Annotated in this window: 22 protein-coding genes and 1 rRNA gene; 11 read left to right on the top strand and 12 right to left on the bottom strand. The window is 68.5% G+C overall.

All coding sequences use genetic code 11. The features are described 5' to 3' along the window. Positions 1-374 precede the first annotated feature (374 nt). The 4 genes from BXA10_RS14490 (at position 375) to BXA10_RS14475 (ending at position 5019) form a co-directional block, all read left to right on the top strand. Positions 375-1715: an extracellular solute-binding protein gene (locus BXA10_RS14490; RefSeq protein WP_076470877.1), complete on the top strand. Its 1341-nt coding sequence runs from the start codon at positions 375-377 to the stop codon at positions 1713-1715. Between the two features lie 67 nt (positions 1716-1782). Continuing rightward, complete coding sequence (locus BXA10_RS14485) at positions 1783-2739, top strand: carbohydrate ABC transporter permease (RefSeq protein WP_084752772.1); 957 nt, start codon at positions 1783-1785, stop codon at positions 2737-2739. Between the two features lie 16 nt (positions 2740-2755). Continuing rightward, positions 2756-3577, top strand: a complete 822-nt coding sequence (locus BXA10_RS14480; protein WP_076470876.1) for a carbohydrate ABC transporter permease — start codon at positions 2756-2758, stop codon at positions 3575-3577. Beyond that, on the top strand, positions 3574-5019 hold the full coding sequence (locus BXA10_RS14475; RefSeq protein ID WP_076470875.1) for a mannitol dehydrogenase family protein: 1446 nt from the start codon (positions 3574-3576) through the stop codon (positions 5017-5019). Before BXA10_RS14480 ends, BXA10_RS14475 begins: the two co-directional genes overlap by 4 nt. A gap of 73 nt (positions 5020-5092) precedes the next feature. On the opposite strand, the gene BXA10_RS14470 is transcribed toward BXA10_RS14475, so the two are convergent. After that, entirely contained in the window at positions 5093-6661 is a 1569-nt protein-coding gene (locus tag BXA10_RS14470; protein WP_245828248.1) for a glycoside hydrolase family 183 protein, read from the bottom strand. A 106-nt stretch (positions 6662-6767) separates the two neighbouring features. Then, entirely contained in the window at positions 6768-7889 is a 1122-nt protein-coding gene (locus tag BXA10_RS14465) for a glycoside hydrolase family 172 protein (protein WP_076470874.1), read from the bottom strand. A gap of 162 nt (positions 7890-8051) precedes the next feature. Here BXA10_RS14465 and BXA10_RS14460 point away from each other — a divergent pair, with 162 nt between their 5' ends. From BXA10_RS14460 to BXA10_RS14450, 3 genes are all read left to right on the top strand, one after another. Further along, complete coding sequence (locus BXA10_RS14460) at positions 8052-9014, top strand: LacI family DNA-binding transcriptional regulator (RefSeq protein WP_076470873.1); 963 nt, start codon at positions 8052-8054, stop codon at positions 9012-9014. Between the two features lie 155 nt (positions 9015-9169). Next, positions 9170-11677, top strand: a complete 2508-nt coding sequence (locus BXA10_RS14455; protein ID WP_076470872.1) for a GH116 family glycosyl hydrolase — start codon at positions 9170-9172, stop codon at positions 11675-11677. Between the two features lie 52 nt (positions 11678-11729). After that, positions 11730-12680 (top strand): hypothetical protein, encoded by a 951-nt coding sequence (locus BXA10_RS14450; protein ID WP_084752766.1) that lies wholly within the window; start codon positions 11730-11732, stop codon positions 12678-12680. A 77-nt stretch (positions 12681-12757) separates the two neighbouring features. Here BXA10_RS14450 and BXA10_RS14445 read toward each other — a convergent pair whose 3' ends face one another. The 5 genes from BXA10_RS14445 to BXA10_RS14430 form a co-directional block, all read right to left on the bottom strand. Continuing rightward, positions 12758-14194, bottom strand: coding sequence for a serine/threonine-protein kinase (locus BXA10_RS14445; RefSeq protein ID WP_076471024.1), 1437 nt, complete (start codon positions 14192-14194; stop codon positions 12758-12760). A gap of 308 nt (positions 14195-14502) precedes the next feature. Further along, positions 14503-15063, bottom strand: coding sequence for a COG4315 family predicted lipoprotein (locus tag BXA10_RS14440; RefSeq protein WP_084752763.1), 561 nt, complete (start codon positions 15061-15063; stop codon positions 14503-14505). Positions 15064-15591: 528 nt separating this feature from the next. After that, positions 15592-15921 (bottom strand): dihydrofolate reductase family protein, encoded by a 330-nt coding sequence (locus BXA10_RS31880; RefSeq protein ID WP_217696772.1) that lies wholly within the window; start codon positions 15919-15921, stop codon positions 15592-15594. A gap of 24 nt (positions 15922-15945) precedes the next feature. Beyond that, positions 15946-16125, bottom strand: a complete 180-nt coding sequence (locus tag BXA10_RS31875; protein ID WP_217696771.1) for a dihydrofolate reductase family protein — start codon at positions 16123-16125, stop codon at positions 15946-15948. A gap of 129 nt (positions 16126-16254) precedes the next feature. Beyond that, entirely contained in the window at positions 16255-16731 is a 477-nt protein-coding gene (locus BXA10_RS14430) for a GNAT family N-acetyltransferase (protein ID WP_076470870.1), read from the bottom strand. A 201-nt stretch (positions 16732-16932) separates the two neighbouring features. On the opposite strand from BXA10_RS14430, the gene BXA10_RS14425 reads away from it, so the two are divergent. Next, entirely contained in the window at positions 16933-17184 is a 252-nt protein-coding gene (locus BXA10_RS14425; protein ID WP_076470869.1) for a hypothetical protein, read from the top strand. Between the two features lie 194 nt (positions 17185-17378). Here the strand turns inward: BXA10_RS14425 and BXA10_RS14420 are convergent, their stop codons facing one another. Genes BXA10_RS14420 through BXA10_RS14410 form a run of 3 tightly spaced genes read right to left on the bottom strand, consistent with a single transcriptional unit; the run spans position 17379 to position 19644 of the window. Continuing rightward, positions 17379-18002 (bottom strand): HIT family protein, encoded by a 624-nt coding sequence (locus tag BXA10_RS14420; RefSeq protein ID WP_076470868.1) that lies wholly within the window; start codon positions 18000-18002, stop codon positions 17379-17381. A gap of 44 nt (positions 18003-18046) precedes the next feature. Next, the gene (locus BXA10_RS14415; protein WP_076470867.1) at positions 18047-18676 is read right to left on the bottom strand and encodes a DJ-1/PfpI family protein; all 630 of its coding nucleotides are present in this window, start codon (positions 18674-18676) and stop codon (positions 18047-18049) included. A 2-nt stretch (positions 18677-18678) separates the two neighbouring features. After that, complete coding sequence (locus tag BXA10_RS14410; RefSeq protein WP_076470866.1) at positions 18679-19644, bottom strand: GlxA family transcriptional regulator; 966 nt, start codon at positions 19642-19644, stop codon at positions 18679-18681. Between the two features lie 199 nt (positions 19645-19843). Between BXA10_RS14410 and BXA10_RS14405 the strand changes: the two genes are divergently transcribed. Together BXA10_RS14405 and BXA10_RS14400 are read left to right on the top strand one after the other, a co-directional pair. After that, entirely contained in the window at positions 19844-20980 is a 1137-nt protein-coding gene (locus BXA10_RS14405; protein WP_076470865.1) for a glutathione-independent formaldehyde dehydrogenase, read from the top strand. A gap of 35 nt (positions 20981-21015) precedes the next feature. Then, on the top strand, positions 21016-21417 hold the full coding sequence (locus BXA10_RS14400) for a GlcG/HbpS family heme-binding protein (protein ID WP_076470864.1): 402 nt from the start codon (positions 21016-21018) through the stop codon (positions 21415-21417). 211 nt (positions 21418-21628) lie between these two features. On the opposite strand, the gene BXA10_RS14395 is transcribed toward BXA10_RS14400, so the two are convergent. Continuing rightward, positions 21629-23452: a CocE/NonD family hydrolase gene (locus BXA10_RS14395; protein ID WP_076470863.1), complete on the bottom strand. Its 1824-nt coding sequence runs from the start codon at positions 23450-23452 to the stop codon at positions 21629-21631. A 281-nt stretch (positions 23453-23733) separates the two neighbouring features. Between BXA10_RS14395 and BXA10_RS14390 the strand changes: the two genes are divergently transcribed. Beyond that, positions 23734-24738 carry a CehA/McbA family metallohydrolase gene (locus BXA10_RS14390; RefSeq protein WP_175649212.1) on the top strand — a complete coding sequence of 335 codons (1005 nt, stop codon included), beginning with the start codon at positions 23734-23736 and terminating at the stop codon, positions 24736-24738. 184 nt (positions 24739-24922) lie between these two features. Here BXA10_RS14390 and rrf read toward each other — a convergent pair. After that, positions 24923-25014, bottom strand: a 5S ribosomal RNA gene (gene rrf, locus BXA10_RS14385); the annotation flags it as partial.

Genomic DNA, 25014 nt, shown 5'->3' with positions numbered 1-25014 from the left:
TCGGGCCCCCTGCCTCGGCCCGCACAGCGCAGCGTTTGCAATCGGTTTCGCGCAGTTGTCACAGCTAGAACCAAGTTCCAGCGGGGCGTCCTTCGACTTCTTGACGAAATCGATTCCATCCTGTTCACTACGAGCCACTCGACCCCCGAGCGAAGGCGCTGGACCCATGCCGGAAACCTGCACCACACGGTTTCGTAACCACCTGCGGTGTGGTGCGGGGCCGGTGTCGGTGGCCGCCATGCATCCGCGGCCGAACCCTGATCTTGTCGTTGCTCCCGGGGGTCGCGACCCCTCGCCACAGGTCGCGGCCGGGTCAATCGTCTGAAAGTTGGTCGGCAGGCGGTTCGGCGACGAGCCGCAGGACAGGAGGAGCAGTGCCTCGACGGCGTAGCACACTCGCGTTGGCGATATCAGCGGCGGTCGCGGCGTCCCTCGCGCTCAGCGCGTGCGGCAGCGGCGGCGGCGGCGCCAGGACGGAGGGCGGCAAGACCGTCATCACCTTCTGGCAGCAGAAGTTCGAGGACTACCAGCAGGCCTGGTTCAAGAAGCAGGTCGACGCCTTCAACGCCTCGCAGGACAAGGTGAAGGTCGACTACCAGGTTCAGCCGGCCGACACGTGGGCTCAGAAGCTGAAGGCCGCGCAGGCCGCCGGCAAGGCCCCCGACGTACAGACGACCAGCTACGGCAACATCCCGGCGGCGGTCACCAATGGCGAGCTCGCCGAACTCGACGGGCTGCTTCCGGCGAGCGCGTTCGACGACATCAAGGACAACGTGAAGAGCTTCGTCACGTTCAACGGCAAGCGCTACGCGTATCCGATGCTCGTGGAGCCGTCGACGGTGTTGTACTACCGCACCGACCTGGCCGCCGCGGCGGGCCTCGACCCGAAGAACCCCCCGAAGTCGTGGGACGAGCTCGTCCAGTGGTCGACCAAACTGACCACCCCCAAGGTCAAGGGCATGACGATCGCGTCGGCCGCCCCGGACCTCGCCTGGTCGAGCTGGGGCTTGCAGTACAACGCCTGCGGCCACCTGCCGATCGCCGACGACTGGTCGAAGGCGAACGCGACCGATCCGTGCTACGAGAAGCTGCTGCAGCTCTACAAGACGCTCTACCAGGGCGGCCTCATGCCCAAGACGCCGAAGGTCGGGTACGCCGACGGCGCCTCCTACGGCCAGGGTGAGGTGGCCATGATGGCCGGTGGGTCGTGGGTCGTCGGCCAGCTCAAGGCGGAGTTCCCCAACATGATCTCCAAGACTGCGGTGGCGCCGTTCCCGTCGATCGACGGTGACCAGACCAAGACGACCGCCACGCTGGGTGGCTGGACCTTGACCGTCGACGCCAAGTCGAAAGCCAAGCAGCAAGCCGCGCAGTTCGTCCAGTGGCTGCTCGCCGGCGACCCGGCGATCATGGCGGACTTCTTCAAGACCAGCGGCTTCTCCAAGTACACGGTGCGTACCTCCGTGGACCAGGCGCTGGCCGGCAACCCGGACGCCTCGTCCGACCCCTTCATGAAGACGATTTCCACGAAGGTGGTTCCGTACGGCAAGCAGGAGCCCGCCTACCCGTACGACATCGCCCTGGCCTTCGGGACCGCCGTGGAGAGCGCCATGAAGGGCACGGCGAGCATCCCGGACGCCCTGAAGAAGGCCGACGAAAAGATCAACGACGTCATAAAGAAGCAGTCTCTGGCCGGTACCCAGCCTCGGCGATGACCTGACACGCCCCGGTTCCCGGGGACGTGGCCGTGTCACGTCCCCGGGGATCGATCGATTGCGAGGGATGAGCGTGGCTCTGCTCGACTCAAATCGTGCCGCGGCTTCGCCGAAGGCCCCGGGGGCGGTGCCCCGGCGCGTCGGAGCGCGGCGCCAGGACAATCTCACCGCATACCTGATGATCGCGCCCATGGTGGTCCTGCTCGGCGTATTCGTCATGTGGCCGCTGGCTTACTCGGTCTACCTCAGCACGTTCGAAATCAGCTTCTACAAGGCGCCCAAGTTCGTCGGCGCCCAGTTCTACAAGTACGTCCTGGAGAGCGCGGACTTCTGGCACTCGATCCTGATCGGCCTCTCTTACGCCCTGCTGGTCGTACCGACAGGAATCGTCATCGCACTGCTGTTGGCGAGCTTCATCAAGACATTGAGCAAACGTGTCGCCGCCTTCATGAAGGTGACGGTCTACCTGCCGGCGGTCGTGTCGACCGTCATCGCGTCGGTCCTGTTCACCTTCATGTACCAGGACGCGGGTGTGGTGAACTGGTTCCTCAGCCTGATCAACCACGCCCCGATCGCCTGGCTCAACAGTCCGCAGTGGGCGCTGCCCGCCATCGCGGTGCCGGGGATCTGGCTCGGATTCGGGATCACCACGCTGATCCTGCTGGCGGCCTTGCTCGACATCCCCGACAGTTACTACGAGTCGGCGATGCTCGACGGCGCGAATTTCTTCCAGCGCCTGCGCTACATCACCATTCCGCTGCTGAAGAACGTCCTGCTCTACCTCTTCGTCACCGGGTTCACGCTCGCCATCCAGATGCTGGACCTGCCGCTCATCATGACCAACGGCGGCCCGACCGGCGCGACGACGACCCCAAACTTCTACATCTTCAACAGCTTCCGTGAGCTCACGCCCTACGCCACCAGCTACTCGCTGACCGCGTCGCTGCTGCTGTTCGTCGTGCTGGGCGCCATCTCCATCGTCATCTTCCGGCTGATCCGGTCCGACAAGGCCGTCGACGGCTGACCGGGAAGGAACCGCCATGCCTGTAGGCACATTTCGCAGGGCCGGCTCGGCCATGCTCGTCGTCCTGATCGCCGTCAGCGTGCTCTTTCCGCTGGCCTGGATGGCGATCGCCGGATTCAAGGGCAAGGACGAGGTCCTTCGCTCACCGTTCCAGTTCTTCCCCGACATGTGGCGGTGGAGCAACTACACCGCGATCCTGAAGGATCACACCTTCACCCGCGCGATGATCGTGACCTTCGTCGGGGCACTCATCTTCACCGTGCTCAGCCTCGTCGTGAACTCCATGGCGGCGTACGCGTTTGCGCGGCTGGAGTTCAGGGGCAAGCGGTTCTGGTGGGTCTACTGCATCATGCCGATGTTCATTCCGACGATGGCGATCCTGCTGACGTCGTTCGTCGTCGTGTCGAAGCTCGGAATGCTGAACACCATGGCCGTGCTGATCATCCCCGGGGTCGCCTCGGCCGCACAGATGTTCTTCCTACGGCAGTACTACCTGAACTTCCCGATCGCGGTCGAGGAGGCCGCGATGATCGACGGCGCGAATCGCTGGCAGGTCTTCCTACGCGTGTTCCTGCCGCAGTCGGCCGCGCCGTTCGTGGTGGTCGGCATCGCCTCGTACCTGGCGTACTGGAACGCCTACGTGTGGCCGATCCTGACCATCACCGACCCCAGCTTGACCCAGATCATGCAGTTCCTCGGCACCTTCCGCTCCGATCGCGGTAACGACTGGGGCATGCTGATGGCCGGATCCACGTTGGCCTCACTGCCCACCGTCCTGCTGTTGCTGATCTTCCAGCGGTACATCGTCAACGGCGTACGCATCTCGGGGATGAAATGACGACGCCTCTCGACCGGCCGCGCTACGACCGGGCGACGCTGCGGCCGGGCATCGTCCATTTCGGCGTCGGCGGGTTCCACCGGGCTCACCAGGCTGCCGTCCTCGACGAACTCATGAACATCGGCCTCGCTCACGACTGGGCCGTTTGCGGGGTCGGCGTCCTGCCCGGCGACGCTCGGATGCGCGACGTCCTGATCGCCCAGGATCACCGGTACACGCTCCTGCTCAAGTACCCCGACGGCACCCGCCGGGCCCGCGAGATCGCCGCCATCGTCGACTACCTCTACGCCCCGGATGCCCCGGACGCCGTCATCGAACTGCTGGCCGACCCGGGCGTACGCATCGTTTCATTGACCGTGACCGAGGGCGGTTACTACATCAACCCCACCACCGGAGATTTCGACGACTCCGATCCGCTGGTGCGCCACGACCGGCAGCCGGGCGCGGTTCCGCGCACCGCGTTCGGGCTGATCGTCGCCGGTCTGGTCCGCCGCCGTGCGCGCGGCGTTCCGCCGTTCACCGTGCTCTCGTGCGACAACATTCCGGGCAACGGCAACGTCACGCGCAGGATGATGGCCGCGTTCGCCTCCGGCATCGACCCCGAGTTGGGCCGCTGGATCGCCGGCGCCGTCGCGTTCCCGAACTCGATGGTCGACCGGATCACTCCCGTCACCACCGACGCCGACCGGGAACAGATCGCGGCGGAGTTCGGCGTCGCCGACGCCTGGCCGGTCGTCGCCGAGCCGTTCCTGCAATGGGTGATCGAAGACGACTTCCCGCTCGGGCGGCCGCCGCTCGAGCGGGCGGCCGGCGTACGCCTCGTCGACGACGTCGAACCGTACGAGCAGATGAAGCTGCGCCTGCTGAACTGCTCGCACCAGGGCCTGTGCTACTTGGGTCACCTGCTCGGATACCGGTACGCCCACGAGGCGGCCCAGGACCCGCTGATCGTGGATCTACTGGCGAGGTACATGCGCGAGGAGGCCACGCCGACGCTGCATGCCGTGCCCGGCGTGGACCTGCCGGCGTACCAGGAGACCCTGCTCAGCCGTTTCGCGAATCCGCACATCCGCGACACGATCGCGCGGCTGTGCGCGGACTCGTCGGATCGGATATCGAACTGGCTGGTACCCGTGATCAGGGACCAGCTCGCCGCGGGCCGGAGCATCCGCCGATCGGCAGCGATCGTGGCGAGCTGGGCTCGTTACGCCGCGGGCATGGACGAGCAGGGACGGCCGATCGACGTGGTGGACCGGCGCCGGGACAGCGTGATGGAGTACGCCGCCGCGGCCCGCACGGACCCGGTGGCCTTCCTGAAGCAGAGTGACGTGTTCGGAGACCTGGCCGTGGACGAGCGGTTCGTTGCCGCGTACCGATGGGCATTGGATTCGCTGCACCGCGACGGTGCCCGGGCGACCCTCGCAGCGCTGGCCGATTCCTGAGACACCGCGGCTGCTGTCCGATCCCAGCCGAGTGCGGCGGGCCGACGACCGGCCCGCCGCACCAACCGGCTGATCACGTCCTGGTGAGGGAGAAGTCGTCGAGCTGGATCCAGATGTCTCCGCTGTCGGTCCGCACGCCGGCGTACACCACCACGGAGGTGTTGGCCCTGCTGTTGAAGTTCACGACGATTCGCGTCCACGAGCCGATCGCTGTGTAGTGGGCCTGACCGATCACGGCTCCGGACGGTGTGCGGACACCCAGGAATCCGGTCCGGCTGTTTGAGGATGTGCGGACGAAGCCGGTCAGCTGGTACGCCGTGTTCGCCTCGACCGGAACGGTCTGGTGCACGTCCTGCCAGCCCCGGTTGAAGCGGGCGAAGCCGTTGCGGTCGCCGGAGTAGCCCCAGCGCGAGTTGTCGATGCCGCAGTTGCCGCTACACGCCCAGGTGCCGTCGGTGCCGGTGCCGGTGAGCGCGCCGCGTTCGAAGCTGGGATCGCCCACGAGGTTCGGGGCGACGACGGCGCCGGTCGCGTCGATCCGCACCTTCATGAGGTAGACGTTGTACGGATTCCACTGGGACATGGTGAAGTAGAGCGTGCCGCCGGAGCTCCACGGGTGCAGGAAACCGCCGTACAGGCCCGGGTAGTCGGCGGAGCTGACCACGATCTGGGCGCCGCTCCACGGCCCCTGCGGGCTGGTCGCCGTCCGCAGGACGATGTCCTCGCCCTGCAGGTACATCATCACCCACCGGCCGATGGAGGAGTCGTAGCGGACCGACAGCTCCGAGACCGGCGCGTCCACCACGGCGACCGCGGCCGCCTCATCGTTCGCGATCCAGGAACTACCGTTCCAGTACTGGTACGCCGACTGCGTCAGCATCTGCGCCTCGGGAACGCGAGCCAGGTAGGCGTTGCCGTTGCGACCGCTCGGGGTGCCGAAGACGTAGACGTAGCCGCCGCTGCGGGCGAACGCCTGCTGCTGGAAGGTGTCGGTGAACGACGGGTTGTCCCAGGTCGGCGTACCGGTGGTGGACCAGGTGTCGCCGTTGTCGTCGGAGTATGCGATCTGCGCGTAGTTGGTGTCCCACTGCCCGGGTGGACCCCAGTGGCGCACCGACATGAACGACACGTACTGGCGGTCGCCCACGGCGATGCCCGCAGTGGGGATCTTGGTGACCTCGCCCGTGCCATCCGGCTGGTGCAGACCGGGCAGGATCTCGCGGGCCCGGCCGTCGGGGCCGGTCACCGCGCTGGCGAAGTCCATGCCATCGCCGGGCGTCGTGTCCGACGAACGCAGCAGGACGTTGCTGCGCCAGTTGGCGTCGCCGCTGCCCAGGACTCCGCCGCCCGGGCCGATCCAGGCGTCACCGAAGGTGTCGCCGAAGGCGGTCAGGACCTGGCCGGCGTTGTTGTCCCACATGATGCCGAGGTCGGTCGCCTTGACGTTCCAGCGGCCGTAGGTGTCGTTGGGCGAGTCCGGGCCGGTGATCTTCTCGATCAGGGTGGCGCTGGTCCTGGCGCTCGTCGCGTAGGTCGGCCCGGTGGTCACGAGGAGCGCCGCGCCGGTCAGGCCGGCGGCGACCACGAACGCCGTGGCCGCGCGGGATTTGGATCTCGGGCCGCCGGGGATGAGTCTGAACACGAAGTGGTCCTCCCTGTACCCGGAACGCCCGCGCCTACCGGATGTAGACCTCCGGCCACGTACGTGGCCGGAGGGCCGGCGCCCCGTCGTCTCTGGGCCGCCGCGGTCAGGCGGGCGGTCGGGGCGGTTGCGCGCCCAGGTCCGGCACCGGTGCGCTACCCAGGTGAACCTCCATGTCATCGGCGCTGGGCGTGCGCGGCCGGCGCGCGGTGGGCCGGTCGAGGTAGAACAGGGCGGTGGACGCGATGTCGTCGCGCAGCGGCAGGTAGCGCCAGCCGGAGCGCCAGCCGAGCGCCTGGATGTCGACCCGCAGCCGCTCGGCGAAGTGGATCGGGTCCGGCAGGTGCCAGCGGTACATGCCGAAGCGTTGCTGGCTGACGTAGAGCCCGTCGGGGCGGATCACCTGCGGCATGCCGAGGTAGGGCGTGGAGAACTCGGTGTAGCCGCGGCCGGGGACGTCGAAGTTCCAGGCGCCGCCGAAGTAGTCCTCCGTGCCCGTACCGCAGATCGTCGGGTAATCGTCGTCGGCGTCGAGGTAGAACTTGATCTCGCCTTCGCCCCACCAGCCGTTGCTGTTCACGCCCCAGGCGAGATACGTGCCGACGTAGTGGCCGGCCCCAGTCACTCCCTCGATGATCGTGTGCGGCTTCAGGTACTCCAGCGGGTTGCTACGCCGCCACTGTGCGTGCAGGTACCCGAGGCCGGAGTAGTCGCCGCCGATCTCGTAGGTGATCTGGTAGTAGACGCGAACCGGGACGGTGGACAGGTTCTCGAGCGTCAGCCGGGCGCCGTCGCGGAACGGCATGGGCCAGTAGGAGTTGAAGCCGCCGTTCGGGTTCGCGGCGATCATCTGCGAGTTGACCTGCGTGAATTCGCCCCAGCCGGAGCAGAAGAAGTCGCCGTAGGGCACCTCGATGGCGGGCTCCTCGGCGCCGTCCCAGTACGCCCGGAACAGAAGTGTGCGCCAGTTGTCCTTGTGCGTGGTGATCCAGATGTGGTTGATCTGGCCCGCGCCCGAAATCGTTGCCAGGTCGAAGGTGGCACCCGCCGCGATGTCCACGCTCGGCGAGATCTTCCAGCCGGGTCCAAGGTCACGCGCGCACTCGGCGCCGGTGCCGGTGGTGGCGCGACCCCCGCCACCAGCCGACCCGTCGAAGTTCTCGGGACTGATCGACCGTGTCTGAACCGACCGCAGGCGTGCGATCGTGGCGAGGTCGGCGTTGGCCATCGTTCTCCAACCGGGTTGTCGGCGCGCTGGTTATACCAGGCGGGGGTGCCTGTCCTTGCAATCGATTTCACTACGCTAGAGTTGCGTGGCGGCCGTGTCAATCGTCTGTCACCCCTGCCGGCCGGAACTCCCGTGGCCCAGTGAGCACCCCTGAGGAACGTGATGGCAACGATTTACGAGGTCGCATCGATGGCCGGTGTGTCACCGTCGACGGTCTCCCGCGTGCTCAACGGCCAGAACGTCTCCGCGGAGAAGGCCCGGCGCGTACGCGAGGCGGCCAAGGCGCTCTCGTTCACGCCCAGCCGTATCGCCCGTACCCTGCGACTGCAGACCTCCGAGGTGATCGCGCTGGTGATCCCGGACATCGAGAACCCGTTCTTCACCGCCATGGCCCGCGGCGTCGAGGACGTCGCCCAGGCTGCCGGATACTCGGTCGTGCTCTGCAACTCCGACGAGGATCACGCCAAGGAGGCCCGGTACCTGGACATCGCCATCGAGGCCAAGATGGCGGGTGTCATCCTCGCCGCGGCCGGCGACAACTGCGACCTGAGCGGGCTGATCGAGCGTAATCGCCCGGTCGTGGCGGTCGACCGCAGCCCCCACGGATTCGACATCGACGCCGTGATGGTGGACAACCGGGCCGGTGGCCGGACCGCCACCGCCGCCCTGCAGAGCCAGGGCTTCAGCCGGATCGCGTGCATCACCGGCCCACGCGATGTCGAGACCGCCGTCCATCGCGCCGACGGCTGGCGCGACGCGGCCCGCACCACGGGCCCCGTCGACGAGCGCTATCTGAAGTACGCCGACTTCCGGGTGGATGGCGGCAACAAGGCGATGCGTGAGCTGCTCGCCATGCCGGAGCCGCCGGACGCCGTGTTCGTCGCGAACAACCTGATGGGCGTCGGCGCGTTGCAGGTGCTGGCCCAGAGCGGCCAACTGCCGCCCGCGCTCGGTGTGGCCGTCTTCGGCGACCTGCCGTTCGCGCCGATCGCACCCATGGCGATCACCGTCATTCCACTGCCGGCCCGGCGCCTCGGCGTCACCGCCGCGAACCTGCTCCTCGACCGCATCAACGGCGACGACCAGCCGCCGCGCACCATCGTGCTGCGCAACCAGGCGGCGTAGACCGTCGACCGGCTCGCATTCCTGGTGCGACGCCGTTGACGAGTGAAATCGATTTCTGCCAGGGTGTAGCGCATGCAGAGCCACAGAGCCGTGATCGGGATCGACACCGGCCCCTCCGGCAGCAGAATCCCGCTCGTCGACCAGGGCGGTGCGCGATGAGGGTCCACGGTCCCGACGCCACCGTGGCCGCGTTCCCCCTGGGCGGGATCGGAACCGGAAACGTCTCCGTGGGTGCGCGGGGTGACCTGCGCGACTGGGAGCTGGCCAACCGGCCAGACAAAGGCGCACAGTTGCCCTTCTCCTTCTTCGCCATCCGCGCCGCGCGAACGGGACACCCGCCGGTGACGAAGGTCCTGGAGGCGCGGCTGCCCGGGCCGCACGAGGGGGATCAGGGGTACTACGCGGGCAAGCTGGCCGGGCTACCGCGGCTGGACGGCAGCCGGATGCGCGGCGAGTACCCGTTGCTGCGCATCGCCTTCGAGGATGCCGAACTGGGCGTCGATGTCGAGCTGACGGCCTTCACGCCGTTCGTGCCGCTCGACGCCGATGCGTCCGGCATACCCGGGGCGGTGCTGCGGTACGAGGTCACCAATCCGCTGCCCGAGCCGGTGGACGTCACCATTGTCGGCTCGCTGGCGAACCCCGTCGGCATCACCGGGCACGACGTCTTCCACTTCCCCCGCTACGCCGGCCAGCCGGAGATCGCCTGGCTCGACGAGCCCCGGCTGCGTGGGCTGCGCTTCGGCACCGACCTCGCGCCGGACGACTTCCGTTACGGCACCGCCGTGCTCGCCACCGCCGACCCCTCGGTGACCGTCAAACCCCAATGGTTGTCCGGCTTCTGGCAGGACGGCGTACAGGCATTCTGGGACGACCTGCGCGAGGACGGGCGCCTCGAGACCGAACCCGAGTTCAGCCTCGATCAACCGCCCTATCCGGACTGGTTCACGAAGCTGCGCGTCGGGTCGATCGGCATCGTCCACCGGCTGCCCCCAGCGGGACGCCAGGCGTTCGAGTTCGTGCTCACCTGGCACTTCCCCAACCGGCACCGGGCCTGGCAGGGCAACATCAACCTCGACAACACCCACGCCGACCAGGTCGTCCGGAATCATTACGCCACCTCGTACGACGACGCCTGGGCGGTGGCCGCGCACCTGGTGGACAACCTCCCGGAACTCGAATCGCATACCCGGAACTTCCACCGGGCGCTGTTCGGCAGCTCGCTCCCGCCGGAGGTGATCGACGCAGCCACCTCGAACCTCGTCGTACTGCGGAGCACCACCTGCTTCCGCTTGGCGGGCGGCCGATTCGCGGCGTGGGAGGGCAGCTTCGACCACTCCGGCAGCTGCGAAGGCACCTGCACACACGTGTGGAACTACGCCCAGGCGGCGGCCTTCCTCTTCCCCGAACTGGAGCGCGACGCCAGGCGTACCGAGTTCCTGCACGAGACACGCGCCGACGGGCGGATGAACTTTCGTGCCAACAGCGTCTTCGGCAACGCGCCGTGGGACTTCCACCCGGCCGTCGACGGCCAGCTGGGCGCGGTGATCCGCCTCTACCGCGAATGGCGGTTCAGCGGTGACGACACCCTGCTGACGCAGTGCTGGCCGGCGGCGAAGCGGGCGGTCGACTATGCGTTCCGGGTGTGGGACTCCGACGGCGACTTCGTCCTGGACAGCCAGCAGCACAACACGTACGACATCGAGTTCTACGGCGTCAGTTCACTGGCGAACTCCATGTTCTTCGCCGCGCTGACGGCCGCGGCGGCGATGGCCGCGTACCTCGCCGACGACGAGACAGCGACGCGCTACCGGGAGGCCGCCAGGCTCGGCGCCGAGCGCATGGACGCGTTGCTCTTCAACGGCGAGTACTACGAGCAGCACATCCAGGACGTCGACGAACGCCGCTACCAGTACGGCACCGGCTGCCTGAGCGACCAGGTCTTCGGTCAGCTGCTGGGCCACCTCGCGGGGCTGGGCCACGTGCTGCCCGCCGACCATGTCCGCAGCGCGATCGCCGCCGTCCACCGGTACAACTTCCGGCCCGACCTGACCGGCCAGCACAGCGTGCAGCGCACCTACGCTCTCAACGGCGAGTCCGGCCTCGTGCTCTGCTCATGGCCGAACGGCGGCCGGCCGCGCATTCCCTTCGTCTACTGCGACGAGGTGTGGACGGGCGTCGAGTACCAGGTCGCCACCCACCTCGTGCTCGAAGGGCTCGTCGACGAAGCCCTGCAGATCGTCCGCGGGGTCCGTGACCGCCACGACGGCATTCGCCGCAACCCGTGGAACGAGGTCGAATGCGGCAACCACTACGCCCGATCGCTGGCCAGCTGGGGAATGGTCGTGGCGCTCGCGGGGGCCGACTACGACGCGCCCACCCGCACGCTCACCTTCCGGCCCCGGCTGCGGCCTGACCAGCCGCCGGCCGCAGGCGAACCGCACGCGGCGGCCGGCGAGATGCGGCTGCCGTTCACCACCGGCACCGGCTGGGGAGAACTACGGCTGACCACCGGCGGCGCCGAAGTCGAACTGCATGCCGGCCACCTCGATCTCCACAGTCTCGTCGTCCACCATCCGCGACTCGGGCGCCTCGCCAGCGGCCCCGTCCTTCTCCATACGCCCGACATCCACCAGCTGCCGCTTCGGGAGGATCACCCATGACCGCGTACGTGCCCGTGCCGAGCGAACGTCGCCGCGGCGAGGTGAACGGCAAGTGAGCACCTTCGGCAACCTCCCCCTGACCGAGGGCCCGTGGGTCCGCCCCACCGCCGAGCTGCCGGCCGAACCGCGCTGGGGCCACGCCGACGGCCTGCAGATCGGGCTGGCACCGCTGCCCGGGCCCCGCGGACTGATCCGCGTCTACGCGCCCTACCTGGGACATACCAGGGAGCGGGTGGTGAACTTCTTCGCAATCGAACCCACGCCGGCGGGCGCCGACGAACGGGGCTACTCCGAGCTGGAGTGGAGCGAGCTGGACGGCGCGTCTGGAAAGCGTCTCTGGTCACTGGACGATCCGGCGGACACCCAGCCGACCGACCCGCTGCACCCGGCTCGCGGAGTCGTCGACAAGGACGGCGGAGTCGAGCGGTTGACCGTCTTCATCGGCTGTGAACGCTTCGCCAACGGCGCGGACGTGTATCTCCGCGCCACCTTCCGCGCCGACCGCCCGCACGAGGTCGCCGTCGCGCTGTTCCGTCGCGACAGCTCGGTGCCGCTGAATCGGGCGACAATCTCGGCGACGATGGGCAACTGGGCCCGGCTACGTCGACTGCACCTCGCGGACCGAGTGGTGACGCCCAAGGAGCTGTGGCCGGGCTTCGGCGGTGACGGTTTCACCGTGCACGCCCGCTTCGGGCTCGCATCCATGCTGCGGGAAGCCGACGGCGCGGCACTCGTCACGGCCGAACCCGATGAGGAGTTCCCGGCCACTGCGGCATACGCCGAAGGCACCAGAGACCATTGGCACTACCTCGGCGAGCGGGCGGCCCAGAGCTGGCGGGCGCCGGCCCCGGGACCGGACCTCGAAGTGCTGGTGAACGGGCGATTCTGCTACTGGGCATCGCAATCGCCCATACCTGGCGGCACCTCGTTCGAGAACTTCGAGCTCAGCGAGCCGTTCGTGGACGGCCGCGAGTACGTCTTCGCCGTGCAGCCCATGGGCTGACTGCCGCACTACGTGTCGACCGCGGACACCGGCGAGGTCGCCGACCTGAACGGCCGATGCAGCTGCCACTCGCCGCACTAGAGCCCTGGCGCGACGGTCGCTCCGGCTGTCGGTTCGTCCGCCGTCGGGTCCTCGGTCGGGTCCTCGGTCGGGTCATCGGTCGGGTCAGCCGTCGGCCCCTCGGTCGGCTCCACGGTCGGTGTTGCCGTAGTTCCGCCGGTCGGCGCTGCCGTCGGTTCCCGGGTAGCGCTTCCGGACGTGGTGGGGTGTGGTTTCTCCGAACTGCTCTCGCCTGAGGGCGTAGGTCTGCCCCCTGTCCCCTCGCCTGCGGAACCGGTGGCAGTCGGGACAGCGGATTCAGGCGCTCGAACCGGCATGTCGGCAGGACTGCGGGTGGCCGGTTCGCCGCCACCGGCGCCGGGGCCAGGCTCCCCCTCTTGTGGCGGCGCCGGTGTCGGCGCTGCGGGTGGCACGGACGGTCCGCCGGTCGGGCCCGACATCATCCCGGTGGGGTCAGCGAACACCAGGACGGCAGCCACGGCGGCCAGCGCTCCGAGAAGCACCGCGAGCGTCGTGTTTCCGCGTCTGGCGGCCTTGCTCGACGTACCGGCGAGGGTCGGCTGAGGGGCGGCCAGGTGCACGGTGGGTGGCCCGGTCGAAACCACCCCGGCGGTGCCCGGCTGCTCGGATGAGTCCACGAGGGCCTGCGCTGCGGTGGCCATGGCCGCCGCCGTCGGGAACCGGCGAGCTGGCTCCTTGGCCATCGCGGTGGCCACCAGCTGCCGGACCTCCGCCGGGACGTCCTCGGGCAGCGGCGGCGGTTCGTCTTCGAGGTGCTGAATTGCCACCGCGAGGGCGTTGTCACCCTGGTACGGGGGCCGACCGGCGAGGCAGTGGTAGACGACGGCACCCAGTGCGTAGATGTCGATCGCCGCTGTGGTCTCGTTCTTGGACACCTGTTCGGGCGCCATGTACAGGGCCGTGCCGAGGACCTCGTTCGTTCCGGTCAGACTCGCCGTGTCCTGCGTGACGGCCACCCCGAAGTCAACGAGTACGACGTGCCCATCGGGCTCGATGATCAGGTTGTGGGGCTTGACGTCACGGTGAATGACCCCGGCGTCATGGGCGGCCTGCAGAGCGCGGGCGGTCTGTGCCGCGACCGACATCGCTTCGGCGACGCTCAGCCGGCCGGCCTCGGCTATCCGCTCCGACAATGGCTGTCCCTGCACACATTCCATCACCAGGTAGGCGACCGGCGCTCCCGACCGGGACGTTTCGCCGTAGTCGTAGACCTGGGCGACACCCGGATGGCGCAGGGCCGCCATGGCGCGCGCCTCGCGGCGGAACCGTTCGCTGAAACCCGCGTCGGCGACCAGGCGGGGATGCAGCATCTTGACGGCCACACAGCGGTCCAAGGTTTCGTCGACGGCCCGCCACACGTCACCCATCCCGCCGCTGGCAATCGTTTCGACCAGGCGGTAACGGTCTCCGACAAGTTGTCCCACAGTCGGCATGACCATCCCCTACCCCGGACTCGCCCACCTCAAGCACCGCGGCAACGCCGTCGGCCAGGTATGGGCCACTGCGGGTCAACCTGCCTGGGTGAGCGTGCACACCGGCGGTGGCCAGGAGCCGATGGCGCCGCTGGGCGATGCGCAGATGCAGGGCGGACGGCTGAGGGTTGCCTACGGCGAGGTGACCATCCAGAACGCCCCGCGCGTGCGACGTGGAATGAATACGCCACTCAATGTGGAGCAGACCGCGGGCGTTGGTCCAGTGCGTCACCGGACCAACGCCCGCACGTCGAACGTTCGCCTCACAGTCAGTACAGACTGGTCGAGCCGGAGCCGGTCGTCGCGGCGGCTGACGGGGCGCTCGTGGTCGATGGCCCCGCGGCCGCCCCTGCGTCTGGCTTGATCACGTGCCACGTGCCCAGCACACCTTCACCGTTGGTCTGGCCCGGCGCCCTGTCCTGCGTGTAGCGGTACGCCGGGTGCCCGTCGTACACGGCCTGCGTCGAGCCGTCCGGACGCGAGATCGTGCTCAATTTGCCCGGCAGCGTTGTACCGCTCGCGGCGCTCGGCATGCCCGTAACCGGCGGCCACAGCGCCGCGCACTCCCCCGTGCACGCAGACGACGTCGGGGTGTCCGGGTCGAACCTGTAGAGCGTGAAGCCATGCGAGTCGGTCAGAACCTTGCCGAGAGACGTGTCCGCGGTGCCGAACACCGCGCCGGACGCGCCACTGCCAGACGATGCGGAAGCCGCCGGCTGCGACGCGGACGACGCAGCCGAAGCGCCGCCGTTCTGCTGAGCACATCCGGCCAACGCGGCAAGAGCCGCAACGGTCGCCCCGACGCGGACAACATGAGTACGCCTGTTCATGACAGTTCTCCCTCATGAGCGGTGGAACTTTCCATACTGAGCCCACGCGGATCAGCCAAAATCGGTTCGGAAGGTGTGATCCACCAGACATCCGGCACGCCGAACAGGGGGTCCTGCCGGCAACGCGGTCGTCGGGATATCGCAACCGGCCGCTGACGGTCCGCCTATTGGCGCTGCGAGCGGGCCGAATGCCGTACTCCCTGCGGCTGATGGCGAAAGCGGATGCGGCCGCGGTCGTCCGCCGTGGGCGCGACGCGGGGATCATGATCAGGGCGCTCAACCTTCATGACGCCCGGCAGCAGGACGGACCGACGACCCCAGAGGGCACCGCGGCGCCTCGTCTCGGCTCGGCGCCTGCTCGAGCGCGTGGCCGGCCCGATGAACACCTCGTGGCACCGCCGCCGGACGATGTTGAGACTGCCGCGAGGAGACTCCGGCCGCCGCACAATTGGCCCGGCCCCTGAAGAAGGGACCGGGCCAAACCGACGACCACCGGTTCGTGGCCTACTCGGGGAGCGACGTGCCGGCCTACTTGGGAACGTAGACGTGGACGACGATCCCGGAGTCGAACCGGTCGACGTCGGCCAGCTTGAGGTGAGTGGTGTCGAAGCCGGCGCCCTCGAACAGGCGCTTGCCGGCGCCGACGACGACCGGGAAATACCAGAAGTGGAACTCGTCGACCAGACCGTGCTCCACCAGAGTGCGGTCCAGCTCGCCGGTGCCCCACTTCAGGATGTTCTCGCCCGGCTGCTCCTTCAGCTTGGCGACCTCCTCGGCCACGTCGCCTTTGATGAGGGTCGCGTTCCAGGTGGTTTCGGTGAGGGTCCGCGACGCCACGTACTTCGGCAGGCTGTTCATCCGGTCAGCCTCCGGCCTCGTACGTCACCGCCCCAGCAGCAGGGCGTCCGCCGAGTTCATCAGCGTCTCCGCGTAGCCGGCGTGGCTCGCGTCCCAGTACGGGTGGCCCCAGTGCTGCGGCTCCGCGCGGGACGCCGTCGAGGGGCGGGTGTCGTCGATGACCCCGTCCAGCGACACGAACGTCGACTCGATGAGCTTGCGCATCCTTCTACTCCCTCAGATGGTGCCGACGGCCGTCTGGTACCGCCTGCCTGATGTCACAACACGTGACCCCCGAGTCGCGCACGCGGTTTGCCATTTCATGGACACGCTCCTTGACCGTTGCCTCTGTGGCTACAGCGGGCGCGCCGCTTGGGCTGGTGGCAGTGTCTTGCGGAGGATGTAGTTGAAACCGAACTCGGTCTCGCTCGTGCGGACATCGGTGTATCCCAGTTTGAGGTAGAAGCCGTGAGCGGTGATGCTCGCACCGGTCTCCATGCGGTCGTACCCGTCGCGCGCGGCCGAGACTTCCACCTGCTGCACGAGTTGACGGCCAATCCCTCGCCGGGCGAAATCGGGATCGACGAACATCGTGTAGACCTCGTTGCCCACTCGGGAAACGGTGCCGACCACCACCCCGTCGCCCTCGGCCACGTAGATCAGGCGGCTTGCCGACAACTCGATGAACCGCTCGGCCGTGAAGTGCGCGCACATCTTGTCGATGACGTGTTGGGGATAGTCGCGGCTGTTCACTTCGCGCAGGCATCTCTGAACGATCTCGGCGATCCGCGGTGCATCGCCCGGGCGGAATAGACGGACCTTGATCGCCACGGCGCCTCCTGGTGTTCGGCAGGACTGGCCAGAGCATTTCAGATTCGGCCAGGCGCCGTTGCGCGCCCGCTATCGATCACGCCAATCGTGACCCCGGCCATCAGCTGACGGGGTTCGATCCGCAGTGGACCGAGCGATTGATGCCTTTTGGACTGCCCAACGTCGACGCCTACGCGCTCAGGCTGCGACGGAGACATCAGCTTGGCCTGGCTCGACGACCTGGTCAGGAGGAACGGCGGTGTGAGCTTCGGGCACCTGGACGTGCCCGTGCCCTGCTGTCGTGCCGTGGTCAAGCTGGACAGCCTGCGCTACGAGGAGCCGATCGGCTTCGCCTGGTTCGAGATCAGCGCCACGAATCCAACCCGGGCAAAGTACGAGCTCGACGCCGAGGAACTCGCCGTAGTGGCTGGACTCCTTGGCCATCCTGTTACGCAGATCCTCGCCCACTACTGAGGACAAACGTCCTGCTGCCGGCAGGCCAGCCGACTCCGACGTATCCGCTCATCGCCGTTGTCCCCTTCGCACGGACACTGCCGTGCGGGTTGGAGCCGGCTGGCACACCCTCTAAAGCTTCCTAGGACATTAACTTCCGGAGACCAGGGATGCCATCAGGCTCGACGCGCCCCTCGGGTCGTTGCTCAGGTCGGTCAGGCGGCCGGTTCTCCGGTGGGCGACCGGTGGCCTCCGTGCGACGCGACCAAAGCGTCCGCCACGACCTCGGCGTCAGCTTCTGCCACCTCCGCCGGGTACTCCGGCAGCAGGTCGTCCCAGACGACCAGCCACGACCCGTACAACTGGGCCTGCCCCTCGGGCCGAGCGAAGAACCAGACGTGCAGGTGGGCGCCACCATCTCCGAAGCGGTAGACGTGGGCCCGCGCCACGTGCGGCAGCGCCTGCATGTGGCGCACGATGCGGGTGCTCAGCAGCCCCAGTTCGGCGGCCAGTTCGTCAGGTAGATCCGCCATGTCGTAGTGATCGCGCGGATGAAGCATAAGCACCAGCGGGACGCCCACTCCGGCGATCCGGACCAGCCGCCAGTGATCGTTGAACCAGATCCCTTCGTCCCGATCGCGGCAGGCGTTGCAGTCCGACGGATCCTCGCCGTGTCGCGGCGGCTCGGGAAGCACCGGCGGGCGTAGCGGCGCCACGCGCAGACCGTCCGGCTCGAACGGACTGATGTCCCATCCCGTCATGCGTGCCAGCGGAAGCCGACGCTCGCTGTCCGCGACGGCGACTGCGTGGTCATAGAACTCGTCGGGTCGCAATGCCATGCGGCGAAGACTAGTACGACAAGATCCCAAGAGATCTTCAGGCCTCAAGCGGCGCCGATCAGGCGCAGGGCCGGCTCGCGCAGTTCGGCCGGGGCGACATCCGGGTGGCCGGCGTTGAACGGCGGGTCGGGCGCGTACTCGATGGCGAGTTGGACCGCCTGCGCGGTGACGCGGTCCCGCATCAGCGCGAGGAGCGTGAGGGCCATGTCGATGCCGGACGCCACCCCGGCCGCAGTGACGATCTTGCCATCGGTGACCACCCTTTCGCTGACCGGCTCGGCACCTACCGTCGCGAGCCGCGACAGCCAACCCCAGTGTGTGGTCGCCCGCCGGCCCTGCAGCAGGCCGGCGGCGCCGAGCAGGAACGAGCCGCTGCACACCGAGGTGGTCCAGGTGCTGTGTTCGTGCGCCTGCCGGATCCAGTCGAGCAGAGCCGCGTCGGCCATGGCGGAAAGCGTTCCGGGACCACCGGGGACGAGCACCACGTCCGGCTGCGGCACGTCGGCGTAGGTGGCGGTCGCCGTCAAGGCCAGGCTGCCGACGTCATCGACGACCGCGCCGGTCGCCGCGGCGACGAAGGTGACCGTCACGTCCGGCGCGAACGCCAGCACGGTGTACGGCCCGACCGCGTCGAGTGCGGTGAACCGCGGGTACAGCGGAATCGCGACGTGCATGCTCAACTCACCTTCGCTTGGAACCGGCGCCGGTAGTCGCCGGGAGAGATCCGCCAGTGCCGGCGGAAGACGCGGTACAGGGTCTCGGACGCGCCCAGCCCGGACTGCCGGGCGACGGCGTCCAAGGGTTGGCCGGTGACCTCGAGGAGCCGGCGCGCGGCATCGGCCCGGCTACGCTCGACGTAGCGGCCCGGCGAGATGCCGGTCTGCTCGGTGAAGACGCGGGAGAAGTGTCGCTCGCTCATCGCGGCCCGGCGCGCCAGGCTGGGGACGCTGAGATCGGCGGTGGGGTTCTCGTCGATGTACGCCTGCAGCCGCCGCAGCGGCTCGTCACGCGGTGTGGTGGCACGCATGGCCGTGCTGAACTGGCTCTGCCCGCCGGGCCGATGCAGGTACACGACCAGGCCGCAGGCGACATCCCGGGCCAGCGCGTGGCCGTGGTCGGCGGCGACGAGCGCGAGTGCGAGGTCGACGCCCGCGCTGGCGCCGGCCGACGTCCAGACCGGCCCGTCGTTGATGTAGATCGGGTCATCGTCGACGTCCACCTCGGGGTACCGCTCGGCCAACTCGCCGGTGGCCAGCCAGTGCGTCGTCGCCCGGCGTCCGGCGAGGAGCCCGGCCTCGGCGAGCAGGAAGGCCCCGTTGCAAACGGACGCCACGCGCCGCGCCGAGCCGGCCAGTCGGGCGATCCCCTCGATCAGGTCGCGGTCGCCGAGTCGGTCCGGCACGGCCAGCCCACCCACCACCAGCAACGTGTCGACGGGTCCGTCGATGTCCGCGATCGCCGTGTCGACGTGCGTCGTAAGGCCGTTGTGAGCTGGGACGGTGCCTGTCCGGACAGCGGTGACTTCCAGCCGATACCCGCGTGTCGGCGACAGCAGGCTGGCCGTGCCGAACACGTCGGCGGGGCCGGCGAGGTCGAGCAACTGGAACCCGTCGAACACGACGAGCACGACGCGGCGGTGCATGCGTCCATGCTCACTGGCCCGGCGAGATGGCGTCAACGACACGGATATTGCACATTGCGCCACGCTCGGGGTCCGGCCCCCGACCGCGGGACGCACGAAAGCGGAATCATCTTCCATCCCGGGCGCGCGGCGGACGCTCGCGACCTAGCGTCGTCGGCATGAGCATCGCGCAGCAGACCGTGTGCGGCGAGGCCGGGTCATGAAGGCGGTCGTCTACCACGGGCCGCGCACCGTCAGCGTCGACACCGTCGAGGATCCCCGCATCGAGGACCCGACCGACGTGATCGTGAAGATCACCTCCACCGCCATCTGCGGTTCGGACCTGCACATGTACGAGGGCCGTACGAAGGCGGAGCCCGGACTGGTCTTCGGCCACGAGAACATGGGCACGGTCGTGCAGGTCGGCTCCGGCGTCGCGTCGGTGAAGGAGGGCGACCGGGTGTCCATGCCCTTCAACGTCGCCTGCGGCTTCTGCAAGAACTGCCTCGCCGGCTACACGGGGTACTGCCTCACGGTCAACCCGGGCTACGGCGGTGGGGCCTACGGCTACGTCGCGATGGGGCCGTACCGCGGCGGGCAGGCCGAATACCTGCGCGTACCGTTCGCCGACTTCAACTGTCTCCAGCTGCCCAAGGGCGGTGAGCACGAGAACGACTTCGCGATGCTCGCCGACATCTTCCCGACCGGCTATCACGGCGTCGCGATGACGAACCTGCGTCCCGGCGAAACGATCGCGGTCATGGGTGCGGGGCCCGTAGGGCTGATGGCCGCCTACTCGGCGGTGATCATGGGCGCGGCGAAGGTGTTCGTGGTCGACCGGGTACCGTCGCGCCTGCAGCTCGCCGAGTCGATCGGCGCGATCCCGGTCGACTACTCGAAGGCCGACCCGGTCGAGCAGATCCGCGACCAGACGGGCGGCGACGGCACCGACAAGGGCGTTGACGCGGTCGGCTACCAGGCCACCGCGACCAGCGGCGAAGAACAGCCGGCGAGCGTGCTCAACAGCCTGATCGAAATCGTCCGCGCCACCGGCACGATCGGCGTCATCGGGTTGTACGTCTCGCAGGACCCGGGTGCACCCGACCCGCACTCGGCCAACGGCGAACTGCTGTTCCGGGTGGGCAAGCTCTTCGAGAAGGGCCAGCGGTTCGGCACCGGGCAGGCCAACGTGAAGGCCTACAACCGGTACCTGCGCGACCTGATCATCGCCGGTCGGGCGCGGCCCAGCTTCGTGGTCAGCAAGCAGATCCCCCTCGACGACGCGCCCGACGCGTACGCGCGATTCGATCGCCGTGAGGAGGGCTACTCCAAGGTGGTCCTCAAGCCCGCCGCCTGAGCCGACAAACCGACACTCACTCGCAGGGAGCATCCATGGCGACCGTCAACCTCGCCGACGCCCGCCGGATCATCGAGGCCGCGGAGGCGCGCGCCGCCGAGATCGGTCAGCCGATGAACATCGCCGTGGTCGACGTGGGCGGCAACCTCGTCGCTCACGTACGCATGGACGGCGCCTGGACGGGCAGCATCGACATCAGCGTCAACAAGGCGTGGACGTCGCGGGCGTTCGACATCGCGACCAAGGAGCTCGGCGCGAACTCGCAGCCAGGGCAGCAGTTCTACGGAATCCACGCCAGCAACCACGGCCGCGTGATGATCTTCGCCGGCGGTATCCCGCTGCGCCGCGGTGGCGAGGTGGTCGGCGCGGTCGGCGTCAGCGGCGGCACGGGCGAGCAGGACCAGACCGTTGCCGAGGCGGGCGCGGGCGCCCTCTGACGGTTCCTCAGTGCACGGAGCCCTCGGGCGCAGGCGCCCTCTGAGGGGTTCCGTGCCCCGGGAAGCTCGTGGTGCTGGCGCGAAGGACCGAACCGCGGCCGCGCGGATCAATCTGCGCCCACGCGTCCGACACCGTAGCCGGCCTGTCGCTGCGCCCAGGGCAGTGATGCCAGGGGGCCCGGCACCAGCTGGTGCCGGGCCCCCTGTTCGGTCAGCGCTTGTGGGGAAGCTTCAGCTCGAAGGTCCCGGGGCCGACGTTGCTGAGCGTGGTCGTGTTCGCCGCGACGTACCGGTCGAGGTACGGGGAACGATCACCCTGGGTCGGCACGTCGAACCGCGGGTCCTGCACGTCGAGGGCGAGCCGAGCGTCGGAGACCTTGATCGTCTGCCCGGAGGGAACGTCTCGCCAGCCGGATGCGCTGACGGTCCCGATCTGCACCCCCAGCCGATGGCCTGGCTCGAACGTCCAGTCCGTCGCCTTCAGCTCGACCAGGGTCGACCGGCTGCCGTCCAGCAGCGCGGCGTTCTCGTTGAACATCGTCGCCGTGCCGTCCGGCGCGACGTCCCACAGCCGTACCAGCACGTTGCCCTCGCCGGTGGTCTTCAACGTGACCTCCGGCGTGGCCGTGATCCGCACCTGCTCGGCGACGGGCGTGGAGAAGGTCCAGAAGTTGTTGCCGGGTGCGCCGGCGTTCTCCGTCTGCACGGCTGCCAGCGGGCCGGACGACGGCGCGTCCTCGATGTCCCAGCCCTTGGCCTGCGGCGGCGACGCCAGCCGAGCCGTGCTCTGTGCGGCGCCGCCGTCGTCGACGTACCGCCCCGGCGACAGCCGCACCCGGTACGAGCTGTCGGCCTTCGGCCAGGTCGCCTGCGCCCGCCAGTTGGCGAGGCTGTCCTCGATGGCGAACGCCGGGTCGGTCACCGACGGCTCGATGCCGCGCAGGTACTGGTCGTAGAAGCGCATCACCTCGTCGAACCAGCCCGCCCGTCCCATCCTGAGCCGGCCGTCGGCGGTGGTGTCGTTGCCGCGGACGTGCTCCCACTGGCCGAGCCAGCCCCGTTCCGGGCCCTTGTGGTTGTCGAGGTACTGCTCCATGTCCTCGGGCTTGGTGTTGTCCTCGATGAAGCCCGACGTGACGAACAGCGGCGTGTGGGTCCCGACGGCGCGGGTGGCGAAGTCGCGGGCCCGCCAGTACGGCGACATCGGATCGGGGTCCTGGGTGTCGGTCTGGTTGTTGCTCAGGCACTCGGGGTGGCTCGCCTCGTACTGCGCGTTCGCCTTGTAACGGTCGCTGTCATCAGGCAGCGGCGCCATCGTCGCGATCGAGCCGTACCCTCGTGGGCTGCTGGTCGCGTTGGACCGCGGCACGCCGTTGCTGAACAGGTAGTTGTACCTGTTCCACGTCGGTTCCTGGGCGACGATCGCACGCAGCGGCTTGAGCTTGAGGACGTTGGCCGCCAACCCGGTGTTGGCGTCGTACGACTTGCCGTACATGCCCACCTTGCCGGTCGACCAGGGCCGGCTGGCCGACCATTCGACGGCTGCCTTGATATCGGCCTGCTCCCCTGGCCCGAGGAAGTCCAGGCATCCGGTGCTGCCGCCGAAGCCGCGCAGGTCGACCATGACGAAGGTGTAGCCGCGGGCCATCAGGTCGGCGCCATCGATGAAGTCCTGGAAGCGGGCCGAGGGTCCGACCCGGTCCCAGCCCTCGGGGTCGGTCTGGCCGGCGTGGGCGAAGTAGGGGCCGATCGAGAGGATCACCGGCGTCTTCGCGTTCGCCGGCAGGTGCGCCGGGCGCAGCACGTCGGCGTGCAGCTCGACGCCGCTGCCGTCCGAGGACGGGAAGTACGCCTCGGTCCACGCGGCCCCTTCGGGCACCCGTGGGTTCTCCTCGTGGGTGATCGACTCGTCGGCTGCCGCAGTGGCTGTCCCGGCTGCCTGCGCCGCCGCGGGCGATCCGCCCGCGCTGACGGTCGTGATGATGGCCAGTGCACCGGCCGCCGATACGGCCGACACCTTCCTGCGAAGGTTCATCCGTCCTCCCCGTGACGAGCTCCAGGCGATGCCCCGCCCGGCTAGCCATCGAGGCTAACGGATCTTCACCTTCCTGTCTCCCATCGATTGCCGGTTTGCGGCAGCACCGCGCGCTTGACCGCCTCGCTGTCGTGCAGCGAGTTCACCATGACGAAGTCGTGGACCGAGCTGTGAACCACCGCCGGTTGCGTCCGCAGTTGCCGAGGTCGGTACGCCAGGGCTTGGCGCTCAGCGCATAGCTGATCTTCTGATTGGATGTCCAAGATGGCCGGGATAAGCGCATGACGACGGCGACCCTAGCTGAGGCAGAGTTCCCGCCCAGACGGGTGGCCGGACGGGGGCGTGGCTGGTATCGGGGCGACTGTCACGTGCACTCGCAGCGCTCGCATGGCGGTGAGCTGACGCCGGAGCAGCTTGCATCTGCCGCCCGTGAGGTCGGGCTCGACTTCATCGCCATCACTGAGCACAACACTGCGGACACCCATGGTGCCTGGGGCTCGCTCGCCGGTGACGATCTGCTGGTGGTCCTTGGCCAGGAGATCGTCACCGACACCGGACACTGGCTCGCGTTAGGCATAGAGCCCGGCCAGGTCATCGACTGGCGCTACAACCAGCGCGATGGCCTGATCGACCAAGCCCTGAATCATGTCCATGAAGCCGGTGGTCTGTGCGTCGTGGCCCACCCGCACGCGCCGTACCCGTCCGGCGCTTTCATGTATCCGTTCCAGGGATTCGATGCGGTCGAGGTATGGAACGGGCTGTGGAGTTCGGACCTGCCCTGGAACGCTGACAACGAGGCGGCGGTGGCCGAGTGGGGCCGCGGCCTGGCGGCCGAGGTACACCACGGGCGTTGGCGTCCAGCGATAGGCAACAGTGACGTACATCTGCGAGGTCAGATCGGCACTCCGCAGACGGTCGTGCTGGCCGAGGAGCTTGGCATCGGCGCCGTGCTCGCCGGCATCCGGGCCGGGAAAACCTGGATTGCCGAGTCGGGCGCGGTTCGGCTGTCGTTCACCGCCCGCGCCGGCGACCGCAGCGTCGGGATCGGTGAGCAGCTGGACAGCGACGGCGCGCCCATCGTGGCCCGGGTGAAGGTGACGGGTGTGCCGGCCGGCACGGTCACCTTCCACACCGACCGGGGCGCGGTGCACCGCGACGTGTTGCCTCAGGAGGGCGCAGGCACGATTGACTGGCACACCAGCGCCGAGGAGTCGATGTTCGTCCGCGTCGAGGTACGCCACTCCACCGGGCACATGGCGGCGATGACCAACCCGATCATGATCTAGAGCCACGGCAGTGCGACCCCGCGGCAACAGCTACCGGTTCGGTTGCACCATCGGCGGCATTGAACTCGGCCGCTTTGTCGGGCTGGGGCGAACGAGAGTGCCCGCTGGTCTCCTAGCCTCTTCCGGGGCCGGAAACGCGTTCAGGGCCACCCCCTTTTTCGGGGTGGCCCTGAACGGAAAGAATGTCCGGCGGTGTCCTACTCTCCCACACCCTCCCGAGTGCAGTACCATCGGCGCTGGAGGGCTTAGCTTCCGGGTTCGGAATGTTACCGGGCG

The organism is Micromonospora avicenniae (assembly GCF_900156065.1).
In the GTDB taxonomy this organism is placed as follows: domain Bacteria; phylum Actinomycetota; class Actinomycetes; order Mycobacteriales; family Micromonosporaceae; genus Micromonospora; species Micromonospora avicenniae.
This window is presented reverse-complemented; position numbering and strand designations above follow the sequence as displayed.

Excerpts from the sequence above, each read along its gene's own strand:
- BXA10_RS14485 (WP_084752772.1), top strand. The coding sequence starts at position 1,783 with ATGAGCGTGGCTCTGCTCGACTCAAATCGTGCCGCGGCTTCGCCGAAG.
- BXA10_RS14480 (WP_076470876.1), top strand. The coding sequence starts at position 2,756 with ATGCCTGTAGGCACATTTCGCAGGGCCGGCTCGGCCATGCTCGTCGTC.
- BXA10_RS14475 (WP_076470875.1), top strand. The coding sequence starts at position 3,574 with ATGACGACGCCTCTCGACCGGCCGCGCTACGACCGGGCGACGCTGCGG.
- BXA10_RS14465 (WP_076470874.1), bottom strand. The coding sequence starts at position 7,889 with ATGGCCAACGCCGACCTCGCCACGATCGCACGCCTGCGGTCGGTTCAG.
- BXA10_RS14460 (WP_076470873.1), top strand. The coding sequence starts at position 8,052 with ATGGCAACGATTTACGAGGTCGCATCGATGGCCGGTGTGTCACCGTCG.
- BXA10_RS14455 (WP_076470872.1), top strand. The coding sequence starts at position 9,170 with ATGAGGGTCCACGGTCCCGACGCCACCGTGGCCGCGTTCCCCCTGGGC.
- BXA10_RS14445 (WP_076471024.1), bottom strand. The coding sequence starts at position 14,194 with ATGCCGACTGTGGGACAACTTGTCGGAGACCGTTACCGCCTGGTCGAA.
- BXA10_RS14440 (WP_084752763.1), bottom strand. The coding sequence starts at position 15,063 with ATGAACAGGCGTACTCATGTTGTCCGCGTCGGGGCGACCGTTGCGGCT.
- BXA10_RS31880 (WP_217696772.1), bottom strand. The coding sequence starts at position 15,921 with ATGAACAGCCTGCCGAAGTACGTGGCGTCGCGGACCCTCACCGAAACC.
- BXA10_RS31875 (WP_217696771.1), bottom strand. The coding sequence starts at position 16,125 with ATGCGCAAGCTCATCGAGTCGACGTTCGTGTCGCTGGACGGGGTCATC.
- BXA10_RS14420 (WP_076470868.1), bottom strand. The coding sequence starts at position 18,002 with ATGGCATTGCGACCCGACGAGTTCTATGACCACGCAGTCGCCGTCGCG.
- BXA10_RS14415 (WP_076470867.1), bottom strand. The coding sequence starts at position 18,676 with ATGCACGTCGCGATTCCGCTGTACCCGCGGTTCACCGCACTCGACGCG.
- BXA10_RS14410 (WP_076470866.1), bottom strand. The coding sequence starts at position 19,644 with ATGCACCGCCGCGTCGTGCTCGTCGTGTTCGACGGGTTCCAGTTGCTC.
- BXA10_RS14405 (WP_076470865.1), top strand. The coding sequence starts at position 19,844 with ATGAAGGCGGTCGTCTACCACGGGCCGCGCACCGTCAGCGTCGACACC.
- BXA10_RS14400 (WP_076470864.1), top strand. The coding sequence starts at position 21,016 with ATGGCGACCGTCAACCTCGCCGACGCCCGCCGGATCATCGAGGCCGCG.
- BXA10_RS14395 (WP_076470863.1), bottom strand. The coding sequence starts at position 23,452 with ATGAACCTTCGCAGGAAGGTGTCGGCCGTATCGGCGGCCGGTGCACTG.
- BXA10_RS14390 (WP_175649212.1), top strand. The coding sequence starts at position 23,734 with ATGACGACGGCGACCCTAGCTGAGGCAGAGTTCCCGCCCAGACGGGTG.